Origin of the sequence: Cobetia sp. 1AS1 (assembly GCF_029846435.1) — a bacterium.
GTDB lineage: Bacteria > Pseudomonadota > Gammaproteobacteria > Pseudomonadales > Halomonadaceae > Cobetia > Cobetia amphilecti.
Genome location: NZ_JARWKU010000007.1, coordinates 115,749 through 133,631, shown reverse-complemented (window position 1 = coordinate 133,631; position 17,883 = coordinate 115,749). Strand labels below are relative to the sequence as shown.

The following is a 17,883-nucleotide window of genomic DNA, read 5'->3' as shown; positions in this document are numbered from 1 at the left end:
ACCCTCTGGGTGATGCGCGTTTTTCGTTTGGGCCGGCGCCACGGCGACGCTAGGATAGAGCCATTCATTGTCTCTTCCGCGCAGCGGCTTGCCACGGCCACGATGGCCGGGTTGTCACTCCCAGCAGGATGCCCGCATGTTTACCGTTCTTCACGCCAATCACCTCGAGGACCTGCGCGATCTGGCCCTCAAGGTGATCAAGGCCGCGCCTCAGCCTCCGCTGGTGCCGGAAACCTTCCTCGTCCAGTCCAACGGCATGGCCCAGTGGCTGAGATTGTCATTGGCCGAGGCTGATGGCATCGCCGCCTCGGTGGATTTTCCACTGCCCTCAAGCTTCGTGTGGCGCGCCTATCGTGGGGTATTGGGCGGCGTGCTGGGCGACGAGATTCCGGAGCTGTCGCCCTTCGACAAGGGCCCGCTTGCCTGGCGTCTGCTGCGCCTGCTGCCGGGGCTGCTGGCCGATGAATCCCAGGCCGAATGCTATGCGCCGCTCAGGGATTATCTGTGTCGCGACGAGCGTGGCCAGTTGATCGAGGCGGCCGGTGAGGACGCATTGCCAGCGCTGCCCGAAGGCCCCGAGGCCGAACGTCAGCAGTGGCAGCTGGCCTGCCAGCTGGCGGACCTGTTCGATCAGTACCTCAACTATCGCCCCGAGTGGGTACGCAGTTGGGAGAGCGGGCTTGAAGACGACAACTTCCGGGATGCCTTCGCGCGTCAGCGGGCCGCAAGCGAGCTGCCGGCCAATCTGCTGCCCGACAACCTGCCGGACAGCCAGCAGTGGCAGCCGGCACTGTGGCGCGCGGTACTGGCCGATGCGCCCTCCAGCAGCCGCCAGCATCACCGCGCCGCCCTGCATGGTCGCTTCGTCGCGGCGGCGCGCGCGCTGGAAACGCTGCCTTCGACACGCCGTCATCCGCTGCCGCCACGCCTGTTCGTGTTCGGTATCTCGGCGTTGCCGGGCCAGACGCTGGATGCGCTGCATGCGCTGTCCGGGGTGATGGACATCTACCTGATGATCACCAATCCCTGCCGCCATTACTGGGGCGATATCGTCTCCGACCGTGAAGCCGTGCGGCGCAGTTCGCGAGCAGACAGCCAGCGCATGGACAGCGAGCGCCTCGTGCAACAGCGTGCTCGTCACCCCGAGGCACCGGCGCTGATCGGGCTGGCTGAAGAGGAGTTGCACCTCAAGGCCAACCCGCTGCTGGCAGGGCTTGGCGCACAGGGGCGTGACTTCATCGTCAGCCTGTATGAATTCGAGAGTGCGCTGTCGGGGCGCGACAGTGGCTTCGATCTCGAGCTGGACGTCTTCGTGCCGCGCATCAGCGAGGACACGCCACCCGAGCAGGCGCCGCTGCTGCAGCAGATCCAGGACGAGATACTCGAGCTGGTCCACCCCGGCGAGCGTGCGCTGGCCGAGGGCAGTCCGCGGGAGCTCGCGGCCGATGACGACTCCATCAGTCTGGTCAGCGCCCACTCGGCGCTGCGTGAGGTCGAGATCCTCCACGACCGCCTGCTGGCGGCCTTCGAGCGGGCCCATGAGGCCGAGAAACGCGGCGAGGGCGAGCCGCTGCGGCCGCGCGACATCCTGGTGATGGTGCCCGACATCGACCGATATGCCCCCTATATCGAGGCGGTGTTCGGTCAGCTGCCGCCGGGCAATCCGCGTCATATTCCCTTCACCATCGCCGACCGCGTGGCCAGTCAGGCCAACCCGCTGCTCGGGCTGGTGCTGATGCTGCTGGAGCTGCCGGAGCGTCGCCTCGGCGTCAGCGAGGTGCTGGATGCGCTGGATGTCGCCGCCTTCCGGCGTCGTTTCGCCATCGAGGAGGGCGAGCTCGAGCGTCTGCGGCGCTGGCTGGCCGACAGCGGCGTGCGCTGGGGACTTTCCGGCGAGCACCGTGAGCAGCTCGGCTTCATGCCCCTCGACGAGAACAGCTGGCGCTTCGGCCTCGAGCGCATGCTGCTGGGCTACGCCACCGGCGCCCCGGCGGCCGGCTCCCCGGAGGCCGGCTCCCCGGCGGCCGGCCGCCCCGCGCAGGGGGAAGTTGGCGATGAGCAGAGCGCCGACCTGATGGATGGCCAGATGGATGATCTGATGGACGGCCTTGTCGACATGAACGGCCTGAGCTTCGACGGTGTGGTGCCCTTCGATGAAGTGGCCGGTCTCGAGGCCGAGCTGGCAGGCAAGGTCGGCGAGCTGATCGAGAGCCTGGATCGCTGGCGGCGCTGGCTGGATACCTCGCGCACGCCAGCGGATTGGGCCACCACGCTGCAGCGGCTGTGGGAGGAGAGCCTCAGCCCGGACAGCGCCGAGGAATTCGACATTCTGGCGCGTCTGCAGGCGGCGCTCTCACGCCTCGACAAGGGCTGGCAGCAGGCCGGTTTCGAGGGCTGCCTGTCGCTCAAGGTGGTGCGCGAGGCGCTGCGTGGCGAGCTGGACAGCGGCGGTCTCGCCCAGCGCTTCCTCGCCGGGCGCGTCAACTTCGCCACCCTGATGCCGATGCGTGCGATTCCCTTCCGCGAAGTGCACCTGCTGGGCATGAACGATGGCGACTACCCGCGGGTTCGCATGCCGCAGGATTTCGATCTGATGGCCAGCCGCCCGCAGGCGGGCGACCGTTCACGCCGCGACGATGATCGCTACCTGTTCCTGGAGGCGCTGCTGGCGGCACGGGATCGCCTGTCGATCTCGTGGGTCGGGCGTGACCAGCGCGACAACGGCGAGCGGCCGCCCTCGGTGCTGGTCGGTGAACTGCTCGATTACATCGAGCTGGGCTGGGAGCCCGAGCAGCCGCACTCCGCCAAGCGTTCGCGCGAGGCGGCGCTGCGAGAGCGCCTGATCACCGAACACCCGCTGCAGCCGTTCTCGCGGCGCTATTTCCATGCCTCCCAGGCGGCGGTCATCGATCTGTTCAGCTATGACGCCAGCTGGTCGAGCCTGTATCGCGCGGCGGGGCAGGCTCAAGTGACTGAAACACTTCAGGAAAACCCAAGCAATGCCAGTCAGGTGAAAGCGGCGGCTGCGACTGCCTTGAAGCAGCTGGTGGAGCAGGCGCCGGAGTCCCATCTGCGCCTCGGCGCCGATTCGCTGGCGCGCTTCCTGCGCCGCCCCTGGCAGCTGGGGCTGGACCGCGTCGGCGTGCGCTTCCGCGATGCCGAGGTGCCGGATGAAGACAACGAACCCTTCGCCCCCGACGGGCTGGAGAACTTCACCCTGACCCGCGAGCTGCTGGACGCCGCGCTTGCCGGGCAGTCACTGCCGCTGGCCGCCGAACGTCTGCGCCGGGCCGGGCGGCTGCCGGCGCTGGGCTTTGCCGATGCCTTGATCGAACCGCGCCTCAAGCGTCTCGATCAGCAGTTGGCCAGTTGGCGTGACCAGCTCAGCGATGCCATCTCGCTACCGCCGCGCACCCTCGACGTACCACTTATCATGCAGGATGAGGGCGGCGAGATGCTGCACGTGACCCTCACCACGCGCTTGATCAGCCGTCAGCAGCTGCGCGATGACGCCGAGGGCGAAAGCCGCCTGCTGGCCACGCTGGAGGCGACCCACTTCGGCACCCTCAAGCCCGGCAAGGAAGGGCGCTACAAGAAGCTCGGCAAGCCGCATCGTCTGCTGGCCGGCTACCTCGACTGGCTGATGGCCAACGCGCGCCCCGGCCTCGGGGAAGCGGCAGGCGATCAGGGCGCAAGCCGTGAAGGCTATCAGTGGCTTGCGGTGTTCGAGGACCGCTGGCTGCTGTTCCCCGCGCTGCGCATCGAGCAGGCCGAGGCCGCGCTGCGCCATCTCGTCAAGGCCTATGCCCAGGGCTGGCAGGCGCCGCTGGCGGCCGCGCTGGAACTGGCGACCACCCTCTGGGAGGTGGTGGCCGAGGAGGATCGCAATGCCCTGTTCGGCGCGCTCAAGGCGCAGACCGCTGACGGCAGCGCAAACCTTGAGACGGCGCTGGCCGCCATTCACAAGCCCTGGCTTGCTGACAGCCTGACGCGCGCCATGGAAACCCGCTTCAGCGAAGACATCTTCAAGGGCCCCCAGGCGCTCAGGCGTCAGGAAGGCGCGCTGGGCGAGCTGTGGCCGGAGTTCGAGGTCTTTGCACAGGCCGGCGGCGTGCTCAACAGCGTGCAGCTCTATCAGCCACTGATCGAGAGCATGATCGGTGTGCGTCAGGGCATTCTCGGCGAACGCGCGGTGGAGCTTGCCACCGGGAAGGCGACGTCATGAGCGATACCGGAGTGGAAGACATGCGCGGTGTGGAGAGTGGCGTGAGGAGTGGCATCGCTCAGGACAAGGAAGCGGCAATGTGTGACGAGATGGATCAGAGCCAGCAGGGCCAGGCCCTCGATATTCCGACGCTGCCGCTGCTCGGTCAGCATCTGATCGAGGCGAGTGCCGGCACCGGCAAGACCTTCACCCTCGCCGCGCTCTATGTGCGGCTGGTGCTCGGGCCCTTGCCCGGCCAGGACGCGGGCGTCTGCTATCCGCGCCCGCTGACGCCGCCGGAGATACTGGTGGTGACCTTCACCGAAGCCGCCACCGCCGAGCTTAGAGACCGCATTCGAGCGCGCCTCAAGCAGGCGCGTGAGGCGCTGCTGGAGCGTGCCAGTCCTGATCCGGTGCTGGCCGAGTTGCTCGCGCCGCTGCTGACATCATCACCTGCCGAGGACGCATCTCGCCTCAAGGCTGCCGCGGCACGGCGCCTCGATCAGGCCGCGCGCCTGATGGATGACGCCGCCATCTTCACCATCCACGGCTTCTGCCAGCGCATGCTCAGCCGACATGCCTTCGATGCTGGCGGGCGCTTCGGCGCCGAGCTGTTGCAGGACGGCCAGTCGCTGCTGGCGCGCTGCGTCGAGGATTACTGGCGCTGCGAGTTCTATCCGCTGGCCCGTGAGTGGCAGGCCTTGATCCGTGGGCGCTGGGGCGGCCCCGACGCATTGGGAGAGGAGCTGCGCGGCCTGCTGCGGGATGGCACGCCACGCCCGCTGTACCGCGACGGCGAATGTCTTGAGGCCCCGCATGACCTGAGCGAGCTGCTCGGCAATGCCGAACAGTGGCGTCAGCAGCAGGAGGCCGCCCGGCGCGCCGTCGAGGAAAGCTTCGATGAGCCGGCCATCCGCGCGGTGATGGGTGAGGCCTTCGCCAGCAAGGCCCTCAACGGCAACAGCTACAAGGAGGCCGAGCTCGAGCCTCGCCTGGCGGCGACGGCTGCCTGGCTGGCCAGCGGCGAGCACGACTTCGCCGCCGACATGCTCGACAGCAAGAAGCTGTGCTGGCTGAGTCAGGCCAAGCTCGAGAAGGGCACCAAGAAGAACTGCCAGACGCCGCGCCATCCCTTCTTCGCGGCGCTGGACATGCTGGCCGAGGTGCCCGCCCCGGACGCTGTGCTGCTGGATCAGGTCGCCGTGCACGCGCGTGACAGCGTCGCCCGCGCCCTGATCTGCGAGAAGCGCCGCCTCGGGCTGTGGGAATTCTCGGACCTGCTCAATGATCTCGATCACGCATTGGACCCGTCGCTCAATGGCGAGGCCAGCCAGCGTCTGGCGCGCCAGATCCGTCAGGAGCTGCCGGTGGCGATGATCGACGAATTCCAGGACACCGATCCGGTCCAGTACCGCATCTTCCGGCGCATCTATCCGCAGACGGCGGGCGATGGCCCGACCGGCGACGATGCCTTCAGCAGTGATGTCGGCAACGATGCTGGCGAGGCGCCCAGCACGCTGTTGATGATCGGTGACCCCAAGCAGGCCATCTATGCCTTCCGTGGCGCCGATATCGACACCTATCTGGCGGCGCGCAAGGTCACCAGCTCGCGCTTCACCCTGCCGCGCAACTTCCGCTCCAGCGCCGCGATGGTGTCCGCGGTGAATGCCCTGTTCGCCCAGCATCAGGCGCCCTTCGGCAGTGAGGACATCCCCTTCCAGCCAGTCGAGGCCCAGGGCACGCGCACCCGGCTGGTGCTGCGTCATCCGGATGGCCGCGAAGAGGCCGCCTGCGCGCTGAATCTGTGGTGGGCCAGCGGTGAGCGTCTGAGCGCCGATGACCACCGCCGCGCCATGAGTGGTGCCTGCCGCGCCCAGATCCAGGCCTTGCTGGAAGGACAGCAGCGTCTGGCGGCGGGCGAGCCGGGGCTGGTGTTCATGGACGAAGGGGATGCGACGCCACGTGGCGTGGCCGCCAGCGATATCGCCGTGCTGGTGCGCAATGGGCGCGAGGCCGCGGCTGTGCGGGGCGCGCTGGCCGAAGGCGGCATTCGCAGCGTCTATCTGAGCGAGAAGAGCTCGGTATTCGACACGCCGGAGGCCTTCGAGCTGCTGCAGCTGTTCGAGGCCGTAGCCCATCCGCGTGATGACCGCCGTCTGCGCGCGGCGCTGGCGACGCGGCTGCTGGCCGAGGATCTCTCGCTGGTCGAACGCCTCGCGGTGGATGAGCTGGCCTGGGAGCGTGAGGTCGAGCGTTTCGATGGCTATCACCGCGACTGGCAGCGGCGTGGCGTGCTGCCGATGCTGCGTGGCGTGATGCGTGACTTCCGGGTCGGTGAGCGGTTGGCGGCGCGCGCTGGGGGCGAGCGCGCCCTGACGGATGTGCTGCACCTTGGCGAGCTGGCCCAGAATGCCGCCCAGCGCCTCGATGGCGAGCAGGCGTTGCTGCGCTGGTGGCATCAGGCGCTGGAATCCGGTCATGAAGCGCTGGACAGCGACAGCCTCAGTCAGCGACTGGAAAGTGATGAGGGGCTGGTGCGTGTCGTCACCATCCACAAGTCCAAGGGGCTTGAGTATCCCATCGTGCTGCTGCCGTTCATGGCCAGCTTCCGCGCGGCCGAGCCGGACAAAAATTTCGGCCTGCTGACCCTCAAGCAGCGCTGGCTGGCCACGGCTGAAGAGGAAGGCGCTGACGAGGAAGACGATAACGAGGAAGTGCCTGCTCACAGAGTCGATCAGGAGGATGACGCTCTCGATGACAGCATCTTGGTCAAGAAGCCCTCCAGGGAGGCCATCGCGGCGGCCGACCATGCACGGCTGATGGAAGATGTACGTCTGCTCTACGTGGCGCTGACGCGTCCCAAGTTCGCCTGCTGGCTGGGGCTGGCGCCCATCGGCAAGGGCGGTTTCAGCAAGCAGCTCAGTCTGCCGTCCACCGCCGTCGGCTACCTGCTCGGCCTGAGTGACACTCCGGATATCGAGGCCAGCGCCATCGAGGCCGCGTTGCATGGCTGGTGTGATCAGCAGTCTAGCCCGCTGGCGCGCGTTTCCGGCCTGCCCGCACCAGCGGGCCATGAGTATCAGCCCCCGGCGGAGCGCGATCAGCACTTCCATGGCGCGCGCCACTTCGCGGGCGGTATCGAGGATGACTGGTGGATCGCCTCCTACACCGCCTTGCTCACCGATGCCCGTCAGGTGACGGCGGCGCTGGAAGACACCGCTGACGCCGCGGATGACCGCGTGCCCGAGGGCGCCACCGAGATCGCGCTGGAAGAGGGCGAGCAGGGCCTGACGCGCCCGGACCGCGAGGTGGCGGGGCAGTCCGGCCCGCTGCTGGCCGGTGGCCTGCCGATGACGGTGGGCGAGATCCATCTGCATGATTTCCCGCGCGGACCGCGCCCGGGGACCTTCCTGCATGGTCTGCTGGAAGCGGTCGATCTTGATCGTCTCGGCACGGATGACTATCGCGGCGAGCTTGAGCGGCTGGTGGGCTCGCGGCTGCATTTCGGTGGCTTCGATGCCAGTTGGCAGCCGCGCCTCACCGACTGGCTGGAGCAGGCGCTGACCCGCCCGCTGCAGGGCTTCGAGGGCGAGCCTATCCTGCTCAACCGGCTGGAGGCCTGGCTGCCGGAGCTGGAATTCTGGCTGCCGGCCGTGCACGCACGCAGTCTGCCGCTGGATGCCGTGGTCACCGCGCTGGAACCGTTGCCGCGCTCGCGGCCCAGGCTCGCGCCACGCCGCATGCACGGCATGCTCAAGGGCTTCATCGATCTGACCTTCCAGTCCGGCGGCCGCTGGTACGTGCTGGACTGGAAATCCAACTATCTGGGCGAGCGCCCCGAGGATTATCTTGGCGAGTCACTGGCCCGCGCGATGGTCGAGCACCGCTACGACCTGCAATACGTGCTCTATACCCTCGCGCTGCATCGTCTGCTCAAGGCGCGCCTCGGCGACGACTACGATTACGAGCGCTGCATGGGCGGGGTGCTGTATGTCTTCCTGCGCGGCCTGGATGCCGGCGGTGACTCGCCCGCGCTTGCGGTGGACGCCGAAGGGGAGACGCCCGGAATGGCGACGCCCGGCGTCTTCCAGCGCAGGCCATCACAGGCGCTGATCGAGGCGCTGGATCTCTGGCTGGGTGGCGACAGCTCCGCATTGGACAGCCTGCTCCTCAACACCACCGACACCTCGCCACTCACCCAAAGCGGCCAGCAGGGGGCCTTCGATGTCTGACACCATGTCTGTGCCAACGCAGCAGCTCAGCGCTGCCCCTGACGCCCCGACTGCCGATACCCTGCTCGCCACGCTCGGCCTGTGGGTGGAGCTGGGCTGGCTGCGGCGCGTAGACGCCCATCTGGTGCGTTTCATGGCGCGCCATGTGCCGGAGGCCCCGGCCAGCGTATTGCTGGCGGCCGCGCTGGCCAGCCACCAGCTGGGGCGCGGGCATGTGTGCCTGTCGCTGTCGCGGGCGCTGGCCGAGCCACGTGCGACCCTGTCGCTGCCGCCGCTGGAGCAGTCCGAGGCGCATCTGGCCGAGGTCAGCGTAGCCCTGCCGGAGGCCTTCCTGGCGGATCTCGATGCCGGGCGCTGGGCCGAGCAATTGGCGGCATCGCGGCTGGTCAGCGTACTGGCGCAGGCCGACTCCCCGGCAGGCCATCTGCCGCTGCGCCCGCTGGTGCTGGTGGGCGAGCGCCTCTATCTGCGCCGTTACTGGCAGGCCGAGCGTGAAGTCGCGGCGGGGCTGCGTGCACGGATGGGGCCGAGCGAGGAGGGCGAGACACGGGTCAGCGATGCGCTGGGCGAGCGTCTGCGCGAGCTGTTCGCCAGCAATCAGCCGGACCCGCACGGCGAGCCGGACTGGCAGAAGCTGGCCTGCGCCCTGGCGTTGCGTCAGCGCCTGACGGTGATCTCCGGCGGCCCCGGCACCGGCAAGACCACCACCGTCACGCGCCTGTTGGCGTTGTTGCAGGCTCAGGCGCTGGCGGGTGGCGCTGACGGTGCAGAGGGCGAGGTGGAGAGCGCTGAGACAGGCCATCCGCACGAGCGGCGGGCGCTGGATATCCGCCTGGTCGCCCCGACCGGCAAGGCGGCGGCGCGACTGTCGGAGTCGATCCGAGGGGCGGTGGCGAAGCTCGAGGTGCCAGACGCGGTACGCGCCGCCATCCCGCGCGAGGCAAGCACCGTGCACCGCCTGCTGGGTGCTCGCCCGGATTCGCGTCACTTTCGCCATCACGCCGGCAACCCGCTGGCGCTGGACCTGCTGGTGGTGGATGAGGCCTCGATGGTCGATCTCGACCTGATGGCCGCACTGCTCGGCGCACTGCCCGCCCACGCCCGTCTTATTCTGCTCGGCGACAAGGACCAGCTGGCCTCGGTGGAAGCCGGCGCCGTGCTGGGCGATCTCTGCGAGCATGCGTTGCCGCCGCGCTATTCACCGGCATTGTGTGCCGACTTGAGCCGCCTGACCGGCGAAACGCTGGAACTGGCCATCGCCGCGCCTGATGGCCAGGACTTGGAGGAAACATCAGCGACACGCGGCCGACTCGCCGATCACGTGGTGGTGCTGCAGAAGAGCTATCGCTTCTCTGCCGACAGTGGCATCGGCGCCCTGGCACGCGCCAGCAACGCCGGGGATCGTCAGGCGCTGCGCGATGTCTGGAAGGCCGGTTATCGCGACATCGCCTGGCTCAAGCTCAGTGGCCCGGAGGACCGCGATCTCGAGAAGCTGGTAGTCAACGGCTACCGCCCGGCGCTGGAGGCCGTGCGTGAGCGGCGTCCGGCGCGTGAGGTGATCGACCTGCTGCTCGAGTTCCAGCTGCTGTGCGCGTTGCGCCGTGGCCCCTATGGCGTCGATGGCCTCAACCAGCGCGTGGCGCGGGTGCTGATGCGGCGCGGCCTGATCGCGGACGAGCGCGGCTGGTACGCCGGTCGCCCGGTGATGGTGACGCGCAACGACCGCGCGCTGGGGCTCTACAACGGTGATGTCGGCATCACCCTGCCGGACCCCGCCGCCGGCGGGCGCCTGCGCGTGTTCTTCCCGGTCGAGGAGGAGGCGACGCCAGACACCGAGCGTGATGGGCAGGACACCGACATCCAGCGCTTCCACCGTGGCGTACGCGCGGTATTGCCGTCACGCCTCGAGGCGGTGGAGACCGTCTTCGCGATGACGGTCCACAAGTCGCAGGGTTCCGAGTTCCGCCATGTGTTATTCGTGTTGCCTGAGGGCGCCAACCCGATTCTGACCCGCGAGCTGGTCTACACCGGCATCACGCGGGCCAAGTCGCGGGTCACGCTGGCGGGAACCCGCCGCGAGACGCTGGAAGGCGCCATTGAACGACGCGTGGTGAGAGCCAGCGGGCTGGTGCTCTAGGCCGGACACCGACGGATGATCGTCATCTCCGGCTCCGCCGCGCTCGACGGGAGGAGGGGACATGACGGACGTCAGCAGTCGCGTGAGGGAATGGGCGCAGCCACAGAGCGAGATGCATGCCGTGGCGCTGGCCACGGCGGCCAGCCAGCTCAAGGACCCGCAGGCGGCGGTGGCCGAGCTGGCCCGAACGCTTGATCTGGCGCTGGGGAGTCGTGAACGTCTCGGCGGGGTGCTGTTCTTCTGCTCGGCGGATTATCCGCTGGCGGCACTGGGCCAGGCGCTGGCCGCCACCTTCGGCGAGGTGCCGGTGAGCGGCTGCACCACCGCCGGCGAGATCACACCCGCGGGCTATGCGCGCGGCTCCATCACCGCCATCGGCCTTGCGCGCAGTGACTTCGCGCTGGCGCAGGTGCTGATCGATGATCTGAGCGGTTTCGATCTTCCGCGTGCCCAGGCGCTGGGTGACGAGCTGCTGGCGCGCTGTCGCGAGCAGGCCGTGGCGCCGGTGATGGGCAACAGCTTCGCGTTGACGCTGCTCGACGGGCTCTCGAGCAGCGAGGAGCAGGTGCTGGCGACGCTGGATGCGGCGCTGGGCAGCATTCCCGCCTTCGGTGGCTCCGCCGGGGATGACAATCGCCTGTCGCACACCTATGTCTACGCCGACGGCATCTTCCATGATCAGGCGGCGGTCGTGGTGGTGGTCAATACGCGGCTGCCGTTCGAGGTCATCAGCACCCATCACCTCACGCCGCTGGCCGACAAGCTGGTGGTGACGGCGGTGGATCGCGATTCGCGCCGCGTGCTGGAGCTGAATGCCGAACCCGCCGCCGAGGAGTACGCCAGGCTGGCCGGCGTCGCGCCCGAGGCGCTGGAGGAGGCGGTCTTCGCGCGTTGCCCGCTGGCGGTGCGCATCGGCGAGGCGCATTACGTGCGCTCCATCCAGCGCGTGAATGACGATGCCAGCCTGAGTTTCTACTGCGCGGTGGAGACCGGCATCGTGCTCACCGCCATGCAGGCCACGCCGATTCTCGAGCAGCTCGAGCAGCGCCTGGCCGAGGTGGAGGCGCGTCTGGGACCGCCCGCGCTGACCATCGGCTGCGACTGCTTCCTGCGGCGCATGGAGATCGAGGCGCTGGCACTGGAGGATGAGGCTTCACGCATGCTCAGGCGTCACCGGGTGATCGGCTTCAATACCTACGGTGAGCAGCACCACGGCATGCACATCAACCAGACCTTCACCGGCGTGGTGATCGGCCAGCGCCGCTCGGTTGCCGACGGAACGGGAGGACAGGATGTCGCCTGATACGCCGCTGATCGAGCAGGGTTTTCTGACCAGGACAGCCCCCCTGACCGAGACGGATGCCCAGACCGAGACGGACGCTCTGACTCAGACGGACGCCCTGAGCGCCGAACTCGCCGCCCTCAAGGCGCGCAATCGCCAGCTGGAGAAGATCAACGCCGCGCTGATCGAGCGGGTCGAATCCAGCAGCCCTTCACCGAGCGCGCCCTACGCCGCCTTCGAACATGCGGTGCTGCTGGCGGATCAGGTGCGCGAGCGCACCGATGCCCTGCATCGCACCCTCGATGAGCTGGGGGCGCTCAATCGACGCCTCACCGCTGCCAAGGCCGCCGCCGAGGCGGCCAACCACTCCAAGACCCGCTTTCTCGCCGCCATCAGCCATGACCTGCTGCAACCCCTGAATGCCGCGCGGCTGTTCGCCAGCGCCCTGGAAGAGCAACTGGCGCGGCTGGCGCTGGATGCTTCCCTGCCGGGCGATGCCATTTCTGACGTCATGCCGGGCGATGCTTCGCAGGGCGTCTCCACGCCCGGCGAGCTGGTGGCGCGGCTGGGGCGCTCGCTGGCAGATGTCGAGAGTCTGCTGGGCACGCTGGTCGATATCTCGCGGCTGGATGCCGGCGTGCTGACGGCGGATGTCGCCGTCTTCCCGGTGCGTGAGCTTCTGGATGTGCTCGCCGAGGAATATCGTCAGCTGGGCGCTGCCCGTGGGCTCGAGCTGCATTACGTGGCCAGCCATCTGAGCATCGAGTCGGACCTGCAATTGCTGGCGCGAGTGGTGCGCAACTTCCTGAGCAATGCGCTGCGCCATGTGCCGGATGGCTCGACGCGCGGGCGGGTGCTGCTGGGGTGTCGGCGTCGCGGTGACTGGCTGGAGATCACCGTGGCCGACAACGGCCCCGGCATCGCCGAGCATCAGCGCGAGGTGGTCTTCCAGGAATTCCGACGTCTGGCGCCGCGCCAGGACAACGAGCAGCGCGGCCTCGGGCTGGGGCTGGCGATCGTCAAACGCATCACCGGCCTGCTGGATCATCCCCTGTCGCTGACCAGCACGCCGGGGCGCGGCGCCGCCTTCGCGGTCCGCGTGCCGATTCGTCAGCCTGCCAGTGTGGAGGGGCCAGCGGTTGACGCGACTTCTCCCGGCCAGCCTTGCGCGTCACCGCTCGCGCAGCCGCTGCTCGATACCGTTATCTGGGTGGTCGAGGATGATCGGGAGGTGTGTGCCGGCATGCAGTCATTGCTCGGGGGCTGGGGCGCGAGCGTTTACTGCGCCGATGATGCCGAGGTGCTGTTGCAGCAGGCCGTGGCCGCGCCGCAGGTCTTGATCGTCGATCATCAGCTGGGCGAAGGGCAGCCCGATGGCCTCAAGCAGGCGCAAGACCTGCGGCAACGCTGGCCGGGCTTGCCGGTGGTGGTGATCAGCGCGGACCACTCGGCGCCGCTCAAGGCCAGGGCGCGTGCGCTCGGGTTCGGGTTTCTGCTCAAGCCGGTCAAGCCGCTGCGCCTGCGCCAGTTGCTGGTCAATCGTCGCTAGCCGCGCGCAGAAGTGCTGGAAGAGATGTTGGAAGGGGGGAGAAAGAGAAGCTGGAAAGGGGGGACTAGGGAGGGGCTGCAAAAGATAGTGGCAAACAGGCGTCCGCCACGTGGGAGATTGAAGGAGCCTATCTGGGACCACGCTTATTTTTAATGAGAATTAATCGTATTCAGTGTGTATGCTGATCACATAGCCTCCCGCATATTTCATTATCTGTTCGCGGGTCATTGATCTGGCAGGTTTTCCCCCCATGCTGAATGTCATGTCCGATAAATCCGTACGTCATGCCGCAAGCATGTCACTGGGTAGCGAAGGCGACGCCTCTGCTGCCGGTGGTGCGCACACAGTTTCCCCTGTCCGTCTCGCTGGCCGCCTGCGCCGCGCCTTGCCATTCCTCGGCCCGGCGATGATCGCCGCCGTCGCCTATATCGACCCGGGCAACTTCGCGACCAACATCGAGGCCGGCTCCCGCTATGGCTACACCCTGCTGTGGGTGGTGCTGTGGGCCAACCTGATGGCGATGTTGATCCAGACCCTGTCCGCGCGGCTGGGGCTGGCGACCGGCAAGAATCTGGCCGAGGTCATCCGTGAACGCTTCCCGCGTCCGTTGGTGTGGGCCTTCTGGGTGCAGGCTGAGATCGTCGCCATCGCGACCGATCTGGCCGAATTCCTGGGGGCGGCGCTGGCCTTCAATCTGCTGTTCGGGCTCAGCATGCTGGAAGGGGCGCTGCTGACCGGCGCCATCACCTATGCGGTGCTGGTGATGCAGCGTTTCGGCTTCCGCATGATGGAAATGATCATCGGCGCGATGATTCTGGCGGTCTCGGCGGGCTTCCTGCTCGAGATCATTCTCAGTCGTCCGCCGGTGGAGCCGATCATCTACGGTCTGCTGACCCCGAACTTCCCGGATAGCCATGCCATCTTCCTGGCGGCCGGTATCCTCGGTGCCACCGTGATGCCCCACGTCATCTACCTGCATTCCGCGCTGTCCCAGAATCGCATCCGAGTGCGTGACAGCGGTCAGCGCCGTCGCGTGATGGGCTACTACCGGCTGGATGTCAGCATCGGCATGGCGCTGGCGGGGCTGATCAACATGGCGATGCTGGTGCTGGCCGCCAAGGTCTTCCACGGTAACGGCGAGACCGGCGTGGCCTCCATCACCGAGAGCTACAAGCTGCTGTCACCGCTGATGGGTCAGGATGCGGCAAGTCTCATCTTCGGCTTCACGCTGCTGCTGGCGGGGCTGTCCTCGTCCATCGTCGGCACCCTGTCCGGTCAGGTAGTGATGCAGGGCTTCGTCAACTTCCGCATTCCGATGTGGCTGCGCCGCGTGATCACCATGGCACCGGCCATCGCCATCATCCTGATGGAGCTGCCGGAGCAGCAGGTGCTGGTCGCAAGCCAGGTGGTACTCAGCTTCGGGATTCCCTTCGCGCTGGTGCCGCTGTTGATGTTCACCGCCAATCGCCGCCTGATGGGGGATCTGGTCAATCGTCACTGGGTGACGGCCATCGGGGTGCTGGTCGCGGCGATCATCATCCTGCTCAATGGCTATGTGCTGGTCGGCGAGCTGATGTAGGCTCCATGCTTTATGCCCCAGTTCCTATGCCCTTGTGAGAGGTAAAAGCCCTGCCGGTGGCAGGCCCTCGCAACGCCCCGCTGTGTGCCTCATTCGTGAGCGCCCCGGCGGGGCGTTGCGCGTTGTGGGGCGGCAGGGGTCGCACTCGCGCCAGACACGGCAGGCAGGGCGTGGCTGGCCAGCAGGATCGCCTGTACCCGGCTGGCGACCCCCAGCTTGTGCAGGATGGCGGAGACATGCGACTTGACGGTGGTCTCCGCCACGCCTAGCTGCCAGGCGATCATCTTGTTGGATTCGCCCAGCACCATGCGCTCCAGCACGCCACGCTGCTTGGTGGTGAGGGTCTGCCAGCGCTGCGCGAATTCCGCCTCGCTGAGGCTCGGCGCGAGTTGAGGGGCTGGCACTGGTGCTGAGGCCGATGCCGAGGCTGATGAGAAAGCCGCCTGGCTCGCCAGCGCCGGACGCGGGGCGGCGCGCATCAGCCGGGCGGGCACATAGACCTCACCGGCCAGCATGCGCGCAAGCGCCTCGCGCAATACCTCCGCCGAGCTCGACTTGGAGAGATAGCCCACCGCGCCGAGTGCCAACGCCTCCAGCACCGTCTCGCGCGCCTCGTGGGCGGAGAGTATCGCCACCGGCAGCCAGTCTGCCTCCTGGCGCAAGCGCGCCAGGCCTTCCAGGCCGTGGCTGTCGGGCAGGTCGAGATCCAGCAGCAGCAGGTCGAGGCTATCGGCATGGGCGTCGATGAGGCTTAGCGTCTCGGCGAGACTGGCGGCCTGCAGCAGCTCGTAGGGCGGCGCCGGCGCGTCAGCGACGCTCAGACTCAGGGTACGACTGATGGCATCACGGAACAGCGGATGGTCATCCGCGATCAACAGACGGTACATGGAGGCTCCTGGCCGGTGGCGGGCGATATCCTGAGCATAACGTCATGGCGTGGTGTCGTGCCTTGCGGCCTTCGCGGTATGGCGGCGTTCGTTTCTCCTTCCTTTTCTCCTCCCAAGGGATGAGACGGTCTCCGCCCATGGGGGCATGTCGCGATTGGCGTCAGTGGTCAAGACTGTGAGAGTCGCCTGATCAAGTACCGCTTGATGGATCGGGCAGCGGGTCAGCGCCAACGTCGCCACTGCAGAAGGGCCAACCCAGGCGTTTCGCTGACACGACAACGACTTTTCAGCAACGACAACGACTTTTCAGTAACGACAACGACTTTTCAGCAACGACAACGACTTTTCAGTAACGACAACGACTGTGCAGCAACGACAACAACAGGCCGTCGATCACGAGCGCCACTCGTGAATCCGGCCAACAGGAGTTCGCCATGATCTACGCCTCCCCGGGCAGCGCCGATGCGCTGGTCACGTTCAAGGATATCTACGGCAACTATATCGGCGGTCGCTTCGTCGAGCCGGTGAAGGGTGAGTACTTCGACAATGTCAGCCCGGTGACGGGCGAGGCCTTCTGCCGTATCCCGCGTTCGAGTGCGGAGGACATCGACCTCGCGCTGGACGCCGCCCACAAGGCAGCCGCTGCCTGGGGCAAGACCTCGGTGCAGGAGCGCTCCAACATCCTGCTCAAGATCGCGGATCGCATCGAGCAGAACCTCGAGATGCTGGCCGTCGCCGAGACCTGGGACAATGGCAAGGCGGTGCGCGAGACGCTCAACGCCGATATTCCGCTGGCGGCGGACCACTTCCGTTACTTCGCCGGTTGCCTGCGCTCCCAGGAAGGCACCGCGGCGGACATCGACGCCAATACCGTCTCCTACCACTTCCATGAGCCGCTGGGCGTGGTCGGGCAGATCATCCCGTGGAACTTCCCGATTTTGATGGCGGCCTGGAAGCTCGGCCCGGCGCTGGCGGCCGGCAACTGCGTGGTGCTCAAGCCGGCGGAACAGACCCCGGCCTCGATTCTGGTGCTCGCGGAGCTGGTCGGCGACCTGCTGCCGGCGGGCGTGCTCAACATCGTCAACGGCTACGGGGCCGAGGCCGGCCAGGCGCTGGCCACCAGCAAGCGCATCGCCAAGATCGCCTTCACCGGCTCCACTCCCGTGGGCTCGCACATTCTCAAGTGTGCCGCCGACAGCATCATCCCCTCCACGGTGGAGCTGGGCGGCAAGTCGCCCAACATCTACTTCGCCGACATCATGAATGCCGAACCCGAGTTCATCGACAAGGCCGCCGAAGGCCTGGTGCTGGCGTTCTTCAATCAGGGCGAGGTGTGCACCTGCCCGTCACGCGCCCTGATCCAGGAAAGCATCTACGACGACTTCATGGCCCGGGTGATGGAGCGAGTGAAGACCATCAAGCGCGGCAACCCGCTGGACACCGACGTGCAGGTCGGCGCCCAGGCCTCCCGCGAGCAGTTCGACAAGATCATGTCCTACATGGATGTCGCCCGCGAGGAAGGCGCCGAGGTGCTCACCGGCGGCAGCAGCGAGCAGCTGGAGAACGAGCTGGCCAACGGCTATTACATCCAGCCGACCCTGCTCAAGGGCAACAACTCGATGCGTGTCTTCCAGGAGGAGATCTTCGGGCCGGTGGTGGCCGTCACCACCTTCCGTGACGAGGCCGAGGCGCTGGCCATCGCCAATGACACCGAATTCGGTCTCGGTGCCGGTGTCTGGAGCCGCGACATGAACGTCGCCTTCCGCATGGGTCGTGGCATCCAGGCCGGTCGCGTGTGGACCAACTGCTACCACCAGTATCCCGCCCATGCCGCCTTCGGTGGCTACAAGAAATCCGGTGTCGGTCGCGAGACCCACAAGATGGCACTGGAGCACTACCAGCAGACCAAGAACCTGCTGGTCAGCTACGACATCAATCCGCTCGGCTTCTTCTAGGCCTGGCTGGCAGCGCCACCGCCTTGGGTGGTGCTGCATGCCTCCCGCGATTCTTGCT

8 protein-coding genes are annotated in these 17,883 nt (G+C 67.2%); 7 read left to right on the top strand and 1 reads right to left on the bottom strand.

Features of this window, described 5'->3' with window-relative positions; translation table 11 throughout:
* Positions 1-136 precede the first annotated feature (136 nt).
* From QD280_RS12710 to QD280_RS12685, 6 genes are all read left to right on the top strand, one after another.
* On the top strand, positions 137-4,225 hold the full coding sequence (locus QD280_RS12710; RefSeq protein ID WP_279839500.1) for an exodeoxyribonuclease V subunit gamma: 4,089 nt from the start codon (positions 137-139) through the stop codon (positions 4,223-4,225).
* Positions 4,222-8,436 carry an exodeoxyribonuclease V subunit beta gene (recB, locus tag QD280_RS12705; protein WP_279839499.1) on the top strand — a complete coding sequence of 1,405 codons (4,215 nt, stop codon included), beginning with the start codon at positions 4,222-4,224 and terminating at the stop codon, positions 8,434-8,436. Before QD280_RS12710 ends, recB begins: the two co-directional genes overlap by 4 nt.
* On the top strand, positions 8,429-10,573 hold the full coding sequence (gene recD / locus QD280_RS12700; RefSeq protein ID WP_279839498.1) for an exodeoxyribonuclease V subunit alpha: 2,145 nt from the start codon (positions 8,429-8,431) through the stop codon (positions 10,571-10,573). The genes recB and recD overlap by 8 nt, the downstream gene beginning before the upstream one ends.
* Positions 10,574-10,685: 112 nt before the next feature.
* Positions 10,686-11,876 (top strand): nitric oxide-sensing protein NosP, encoded by a 1,191-nt coding sequence (gene nosP, locus QD280_RS12695; protein WP_279839557.1) that lies wholly within the window; start codon positions 10,686-10,688, stop codon positions 11,874-11,876.
* The gene (locus QD280_RS12690) at positions 11,866-13,404 is read left to right on the top strand and encodes a hybrid sensor histidine kinase/response regulator (RefSeq protein WP_279839497.1); all 1,539 of its coding nucleotides are present in this window, start codon (positions 11,866-11,868) and stop codon (positions 13,402-13,404) included. Before nosP ends, QD280_RS12690 begins: the two co-directional genes overlap by 11 nt.
* Before the next feature lie 262 nt (positions 13,405-13,666).
* A complete protein-coding gene (locus tag QD280_RS12685) occupies positions 13,667-14,983 on the top strand; it encodes an Nramp family divalent metal transporter (protein WP_279839495.1) in 1,317 nt (438 codons plus the stop codon).
* Positions 14,984-15,072: 89 nt separating this feature from the next.
* On the opposite strand, the gene QD280_RS12680 is transcribed toward QD280_RS12685, so the two are convergent.
* The gene (locus QD280_RS12680) at positions 15,073-15,870 is read right to left on the bottom strand and encodes a response regulator transcription factor (protein ID WP_279839493.1); all 798 of its coding nucleotides are present in this window, start codon (positions 15,868-15,870) and stop codon (positions 15,073-15,075) included.
* A gap of 434 nt (positions 15,871-16,304) precedes the next feature.
* On the opposite strand from QD280_RS12680, the gene QD280_RS12675 reads away from it, so the two are divergent.
* Positions 16,305-17,825: an aldehyde dehydrogenase family protein gene (locus tag QD280_RS12675; protein ID WP_054555359.1), complete on the top strand. Its 1,521-nt coding sequence runs from the start codon at positions 16,305-16,307 to the stop codon at positions 17,823-17,825.
* The last annotated feature ends 58 nt before the right edge of the window (positions 17,826-17,883 follow it).